The organism is Corynebacterium sp. HMSC062E11 (assembly GCF_001811845.1).
GTDB lineage: Bacteria > Actinomycetota > Actinomycetes > Mycobacteriales > Mycobacteriaceae > Corynebacterium > Corynebacterium hesseae.
The window spans coordinates 21,602-27,964 of sequence record NZ_KV806835.1 but is presented as its reverse complement, the minus strand read 5'-3'; the positions used below and the strand labels follow the sequence as shown (position 1 = coordinate 27,964).

Below are 6,363 nucleotides of genomic sequence, written 5' to 3'. Positions count from 1 at the left end.
GAGGTGTACACACTGCCGTGATCGGAATGGAATACAGCCCCGTCAAGACTGCCACGCACACCGTGCGCGTGGGCTAGTGCATCGACGACCAGTGACACTCGCATGTGGTCTGCGATCGCATAACCTGCAAGTTTCCGTGAATACGTGTCAATGACTGTGGCCAAATACATGTTCTTGCCACCCTTACAGGGCGGGTAGGTAATGTCGCCAAGATAAACGCGGTTCGGCTCGTTGGCTGTGAATGTACGGCCTACTAAGTCCGGCATGACACGGTGGCCAGGCTTGCGCCTGGTAGTGACACATCGGCGGCGCTTGGTAAAGCCTTTAAGTCCCATGGATTTCATGATGCGTGCGACCTTCTTGTGGTTGGTCGGAGGAATGTCCGTATCGTCGTTAAGGCTTGCAGCGATGCGTTTAGCACCATAAAGCCCGTGCTCATCATCGAAGATGGTTGTAATTCTCGCACCAATAAGGGCATCGGAACACATCTTTAACCTGCGCTTTTCACGGGTTTGGACCCATTTATAGAACGAGGAGCGATTGAGCTTTAAAACGTGGCACATCCGCTTGACCGAGTATTCGGTTCGGTGGTCATAGACAAACTGGAAGCGGATCACCAGCGTGTCTCTTCGGCAAAATATTTAGCAGCTTTACGTAGAATATCGCGTTCTTCGCGCAGCTTCGCGTTTTCTTTTTCCAGCTGGCGGATTCGCTCAGAATCAGTCGCCGCTTGGGCTTTATCATGCACGGCTCTAATGCGGGCACGCTTTCCGGTGCCGTACTTGGTGACCCAAGAATGCAGCGAGGCACGGTTGATACCGAGCTCTGCTGATGCTGCGTTCAGCGAGAGGTCCTCATTGTTTTCATAGAGGGCCACAGCATCGCGTTTGAACTGTTCGGAGTACCTGGACATGGTGGTAGATTACCTTTCTTCCCAGCCCGACTGGGCTGGAATGAAAGGTGTCCACCAAAAAGGGGTCAGGCCCAATCACCACGCGCTCGCCTTCAGCAATGGGGTAGTGAAGAAGGTAGTGGATTCAGCGGAGTGCCCCTCACCCTCCGTCGGAAGAAGAGTGGTGGAGAAGGCTTCCACGTCACGGTCTACCTTGGCCGGAGAACCCTCGGTTTCGCCGCCTTCGATTTCCTTGAGGTCTGATTCGTAGGCGTTGTAGGCGCGCGGTGCTGCGCGGCTAAGCTCCTTGGCCAAGCTATCGGCGTCGGAGGCGTCGGCATAGGTGCCGCCGGTGGCGTCGGCAATGCACTGCAGTTCCTGCTGAGCCTCGGGCTCAACGTTGAAGCCGACGGTGTTGATGACCAGGTCGATACCCTGTTCCTTGAGTTCCTTCGCCACATCGCAGACCGGTGGCGGGGTACATGTCGCAACGCCATCCGAGACCAAGATGATGCTGCGCTGGCCTTCCTTTGGAAGCTCAGCCGCGGCCTTGCGCAGAGATTCACCGATGGGCGTAAAGCCGCGCGGTTGGAGGCCATCCATGTGGCCAATCATTTTCTCAGAATCGCCGGCCTCAGGTGGCGTTACCACGGTGATGTCCTGGCAACCGGCTGCTTCATCTTCGGGGGCCTCGCCGGTGTTTCCGCCGTAGGTGACAAGTCCCAGAGGGGCGTCGTCCCCGGCTTCGGTGATGAAGGTGCGGGCGGCATCTTTGGCGGCGTCGATGCGGGTCTGGCCGCCGGCATCGTTGGTGATCATGGAACCGGAGGAATCGAAGACCACCATGGTCGGGGCCATGTCACTAGAAGCAGTGGGGGAGCTCGGCACGGAGCTACTAGTGGAGGTTGAGCGTGAATCTTCGGCGGTGGCGGTGAGGGGAAAGAGAACGCTTACGATGGAGAGAGCGACTGCTGCGAGGAAAAGAATCGCCGTGAGCAATGGTTTTGGTATGAAACGTGACTTTGTGTGCATGTGAGTTAAATTACACACAGGAGGCGATCTGCGCTTGGGAACGGGGAATACAGGGGGATTAACCCCCGTGCATTCCGTTTCCGTTTGCGTGTTTTAGGGGGCCTTAGAACAACCGGGTATACATCCGGTAAAGCGAGTCGAGCATGCTCTGAATGTTGTTGCGGACCGGGCTGTTCGGGTCCAGCGCCGCCACACCGCCGGCGACAATCAGCGCGCTGATGGCCCCCAACAGGAAGCCAATCATGCCGCCGCGAGAGGACGAGCACGAATCATCCGAGGACCCATCGGAGGAGCCTGCCGAGCTTGCCGACGCCCCCGCAGAGCCCTCGTCACAGTTCTCATCCGGCTTGGCTGGCTCACCTGGCTTGGCTGGCTTGGAGGGATCCGAAGGCTCGGAGGGCTCGGCAGTTTTGGTAGTGGTAATGGTCGTCGGCACCTTGGTGGTGATGGTCTTTTCCTCAGTGGTGGGCACCATCGAGGTCACTGTCTTGGTGGTCTTCTCCGCTGGGAGCGTGGTGGTCACCGTGGTGGGGACCTCTTTGGTTTCCGTGGTGGTCACGGTGGTCGGTACCTCCGTGGTGACGACCTCAGTTGTGGTCGCCGGCGCCGGGGTCGTCGGCTTCTCTTCGCGCGGGTCCGCAATGGCGTGGTCGTTGTTCTTCAGCGTGACCTTGTCCACCAAGTTCGGGTTGTTGGCGTTGTAGGTGCGGAAGGTGAGCTCATCACCGGTCACATCGACGACCATGTAGTCCTCGTCGTAGTCCTGGCGCCAGATCGCCGTGGACTCGTGCGGCAGAGCAGGGTCCATGTTTTCCATGCGGGCATTGGGGTACTTCTTCCCGTCCTCACCCTGGAAGTCATAGAACTTGCCGCCGCCCGCCGAGGTGGTGGTGATGTAGAGGACCTCACCGTCATTGGGGGCGAGGACGTCGCCACGCTTCGCAGGAGCCTTCACCGGCTCAAGGCCGTTCATGAGATGGGTACGGGTGTAGATGTGATCGTGGCCGCTGAGTACGGCATCGACGTCCAGTTCGGACATGACCGGAGCGAGCTTTTCACGGAGCTTGGTTACATCGCCATCGGTGTAGTGGGTGCCTTGAGAGAAGAAGGCGTGGTGCATGCCCACGATGATCCAGTCATTGAAAGCTCCGCGGTTTTCAATGGTCTTACGCATGAACTCCGCATGGCGCTCAATGTCCGCGTCACTGCTGGCGTTGGTGCCGAGCCCAAGGAAGAGAACGTTGTTGCGCTCAAAGTAGAAATCCCGCAGGTCTGGCTCCTGATTCGGGTTGATGAAGTGCTCATCGTAGTGCTTCATTGCCAGGTCTGACGGGTACGTCTCGTGATTGCCCGGCAGTGCGTTGGTGGGAATGTTTCGAATCTCCGGTGAGGAGAAGTAGCCGTCGTACTGCGCGATCGTCGCGCCCCAGCCCTCAACCTGGTCACCGAGGGACCAGATCATGCTGGCTTGAGGGGCGTCGGCAACCGCGTTGCCGATGGTCTTGTTCCACTGCTCGGTCTGACCCTTGATGTCGGCATCGACTCCAATCTGCGCGTCAGAAACCGTGACGAAGCTCCAGTCCTGGCCAAAGCTGCCGGTGTTAAAGGTTTCAGGCTCGGACCAGCCGCCCTCTTCGGAGCCGACGCGGTAGGTGTACTCGGTGTTTTCCTTTAGACCCGTAGCGGTGGCGTAGTTGGACACGTATGCAATAGCGCCACCGTCCTTTTCCTCGGCTTCAAAGGTCTGGGCGCCGTCTGGGCCGGTGACCTCGAGGACTTCCTTGTCTGCCGGGCCCTGGGTGCGCCACGAGACAATGACGGAGCTTTCCTTGCTTCCCGGTTGGAGCACCATCCGGGAAATGGGGCTAGTTTGAGCGGTAGCCAGAACGGGAACGCTTACCTGTGAGGTGAAGACAAGAGCGGCCGCGGTCATGGTGGCTACGCCAGCGGAGGCGGGAGAAAAACTAAAACGCTTCATTATTGCTTTGTGTGCCTTTTGCGATGAATATCGGAAGTTGAGTGTGAGAGTGTTTCTCTGCTGAGAAAACAGAGAAACAGACATGACCTAGTCACAGAAACATCTCAAGGTGAACCTCCGGTTAAGCAGAATAGAAATCTGTGGAACATGCCCCCGGTATAGGGGATATCACGCGCTGTTTCGCGTTGAAATAGCAGTTTTGGTGAGCTTATGTTTAGCCCCATGTCCCACGAATTCGGGTCCACAGATACCCCAGACTCTTCAGAATCTTTAAGAAACTCTCGCGCTATCCGCTTTAATCGACGCACCGCGCTGCGTTGGGGCGCCGTTGGTGCATCCACCGCGGCCGCTGGCTATGGGCTGTCGGCAGCAACTGCCCAGCACGGCACCCCGCGCCAGGCCCCGTTGGAAGCGTATAACCAGTACACCGGCGCCCAGCTGCCTTTCCTCCACGGCGTTGCGTCTGGTGATCCGCTGCCCACCTCGGTGGTGCTGTGGACCCGCGTCACCCCGGACCGGGATGCCCTGCCTGGTTCTGGCATGGGAGACGACGTTCACGTGGCATGGGAGATTGCTACAGATGAGGCGATGGCTTCCGTGGTGGCACACGGTCAAGAGGTTGCCTCCGCGGAGCACGACCATACCGTTCACGTAGATCCCTTTGGCCTGAACCCGGACACCGTGTACTACTACCGCTTCCAGGTGACCTCGGGTGAGCATAGCGGGGCGTATTCGCCCGTGGGCAGGACGAAAACTGCGCCAGCTGTCGACGCCCAGGTAGACAACCTGAAATTCGCCGTGGCCTCGTGCGCCAACTACGAATCGGGCTTCTTTAACGCCTACAAGGACATGGCGGAGCGTGGACGCTCCGGGGAGCTTGACTTCGTGGTCTTCCTTGGGGATTACATCTACGAATATCCCACGGGGGAGTACGTGGGCAAGAGTGGTGTGGCACGTGAGCACCACCCCGTGTGGGAGATCGTCACGCTGGAGGATTACCGCATCCGCTACGGCCGCTACCGCACCGACGAGCACCTGCAGGCTGCGCATGCTGCGGCCCCGTGGGTCGTGGTGTGGGATGACCACGAGACAGCCAACAACTCCTGGCGCGAGGGCGCCGAAAACCACACACCTGGGTTTGCAGAGGGCGAGTGGTCCCGCCGTTGGAACGACGCCTTGCAGGCCTATTACGAATGGATGCCGCTGCGCCAAAAGCAGCTGAGCGAGGGCGGTAAGCTTTACCGCAACCTGCGCTTCGGCTCCCTCATGGAGCTCACCATGATGGATTTGCGTACCTACCGCGATCAGGAAACCACCGCTGCTAACTTCGGGGACCCGAATCGAACCATCGTGGGTAACGAACAGCTGCAGTGGCTGCGGGACACTATTTCGATGTCAGACGCCACGTGGATGGTGATGGGCAACTCGGTGATGATGGCTCCCATGCGCCTGCTGACCATCCCAGGTAATGATGCCGCCAATGAGGGCTTGCGCTTTGTCAAGGGCAATACCTCTGGCTTCGCCGTGAATTCGGATCAGTGGGATGGTTACGCCGCTGACCGTGACCGTGTACTCGAGGCTCTTGATGCTCGCGAGGGCAACTCCTTCTTCATTACCGGTGATATTCACTCGGAATGGGCCAACGACATCTACCTGCACGACAAGCGCGTGGCCTGTGAGCTGGTAACAACCTCAATTACGGCGCCCAACGTCGACGAAATCCTCACCACCTACACAGGCACCTACCACAGGGAGGACAACTCGACTTCGTTGCTCATTGAGGACGCAATCAAGGACGCTAACCCGTGGGTAAAGCACTTGGACTATGACTCCCACGGCTATGCCGTCGCGCACCTCTTTGCCGATCACGTGGACATGCACTACTACCGTGTTTCTGATGTTGAAGCTGAAGATGCTTCGGTAGCGCTGGCGGTGAGCAAGACCTGGAATCCTAAGGACGGATTCACCGCCTAGCCACCATCCGCCGGCGGGCGCTGCGGGGGATCAGCCCAGCGCCCTGAGGTAAAAGAAGCGAATCAGCGCGCGCCGGGGAATATCGAGCAACGAGCGCAGGAAGGGGAGGCGGGCGGGTTGGGAGGAGGCGTCGACAAGCAGCAGCGTGCGCCCATCCCGTAGGCGCTCCAGGGTAAAGGTCTCCTCGCCGCGCTCAATATGGCCGGGAAGGGTGCCGTAGGTAAAGCCACACCGGCCCTCCTCGCGGAAGACATCCACGACCCGGCAGCGAAACTCCCACGGCCCCAGCCCGAGGCTGACCTCAGCGCCTTCCTCCACCGTGGCGTGGCTGGGCCGTACCCGGAAGAGACCGCTACGCTGCAGGCCCCAGCGGAAGAGTTTGTCCGCGGCGTCATCGAATTCAGCGTCGATGACGCGGGACATGTGCAGCTGCGGGAAGCTCTCGGTGGAGGAGTACGACAGTGGCTCAGGCATGGTGTTCAGCCTA

General features: G+C 59.1%; 4 protein-coding genes and 1 pseudogene. 1 reads left to right on the top strand and 4 read right to left on the bottom strand.

Going from position 1 to position 6,363, the window contains the following annotated elements; genetic code table 11:
• The 3 genes and pseudogenes from HMPREF2822_RS11335 to HMPREF2822_RS11315 all read right to left on the bottom strand — a co-directional run.
• Positions 1-913 (bottom strand): annotated as a pseudogene (locus HMPREF2822_RS11335) (IS3 family transposase); the annotation flags it as partial.
• Positions 914-988: 75 nt separating this feature from the next.
• Entirely contained in the window at positions 989-1,924 is a 936-nt protein-coding gene (locus HMPREF2822_RS11325) for a vWA domain-containing protein (RefSeq protein ID WP_232755698.1), read from the bottom strand.
• 103 nt (positions 1,925-2,027) lie between these two features.
• On the bottom strand, positions 2,028-3,902 hold the full coding sequence (locus tag HMPREF2822_RS11315; RefSeq protein ID WP_070524697.1) for a purple acid phosphatase family protein: 1,875 nt from the start codon (positions 3,900-3,902) through the stop codon (positions 2,028-2,030).
• Between the two features lie 222 nt (positions 3,903-4,124).
• On the opposite strand from HMPREF2822_RS11315, the gene HMPREF2822_RS11310 reads away from it, so the two are divergent.
• On the top strand, positions 4,125-5,876 hold the full coding sequence (locus tag HMPREF2822_RS11310) for an alkaline phosphatase D family protein (protein WP_198530983.1): 1,752 nt from the start codon (positions 4,125-4,127) through the stop codon (positions 5,874-5,876).
• A gap of 30 nt (positions 5,877-5,906) precedes the next feature.
• On the opposite strand, the gene HMPREF2822_RS11305 is transcribed toward HMPREF2822_RS11310, so the two are convergent.
• Entirely contained in the window at positions 5,907-6,350 is a 444-nt protein-coding gene (locus HMPREF2822_RS11305) for a DUF1990 domain-containing protein (RefSeq protein WP_070524695.1), read from the bottom strand.
• Positions 6,351-6,363 lie beyond the last annotated feature (13 nt).

What these genes read in the sequence shown, in the direction of transcription:
- HMPREF2822_RS11305 (WP_070524695.1), bottom strand. Translation starts at nt 6,350, where the DNA reads ATGCCTGAGCCACTGTCGTACTCCTCCACCGAGAGCTTCCCGCAGCTG.
- HMPREF2822_RS11315 (WP_070524697.1), bottom strand. Translation starts at nt 3,902, where the DNA reads ATGAAGCGTTTTAGTTTTTCTCCCGCCTCCGCTGGCGTAGCCACCATG.
- HMPREF2822_RS11310 (WP_198530983.1), top strand. Translation starts at nt 4,125, where the DNA reads ATGTCCCACGAATTCGGGTCCACAGATACCCCAGACTCTTCAGAATCT.
- HMPREF2822_RS11325 (WP_232755698.1), bottom strand. Translation starts at nt 1,924, where the DNA reads ATGCACACAAAGTCACGTTTCATACCAAAACCATTGCTCACGGCGATT.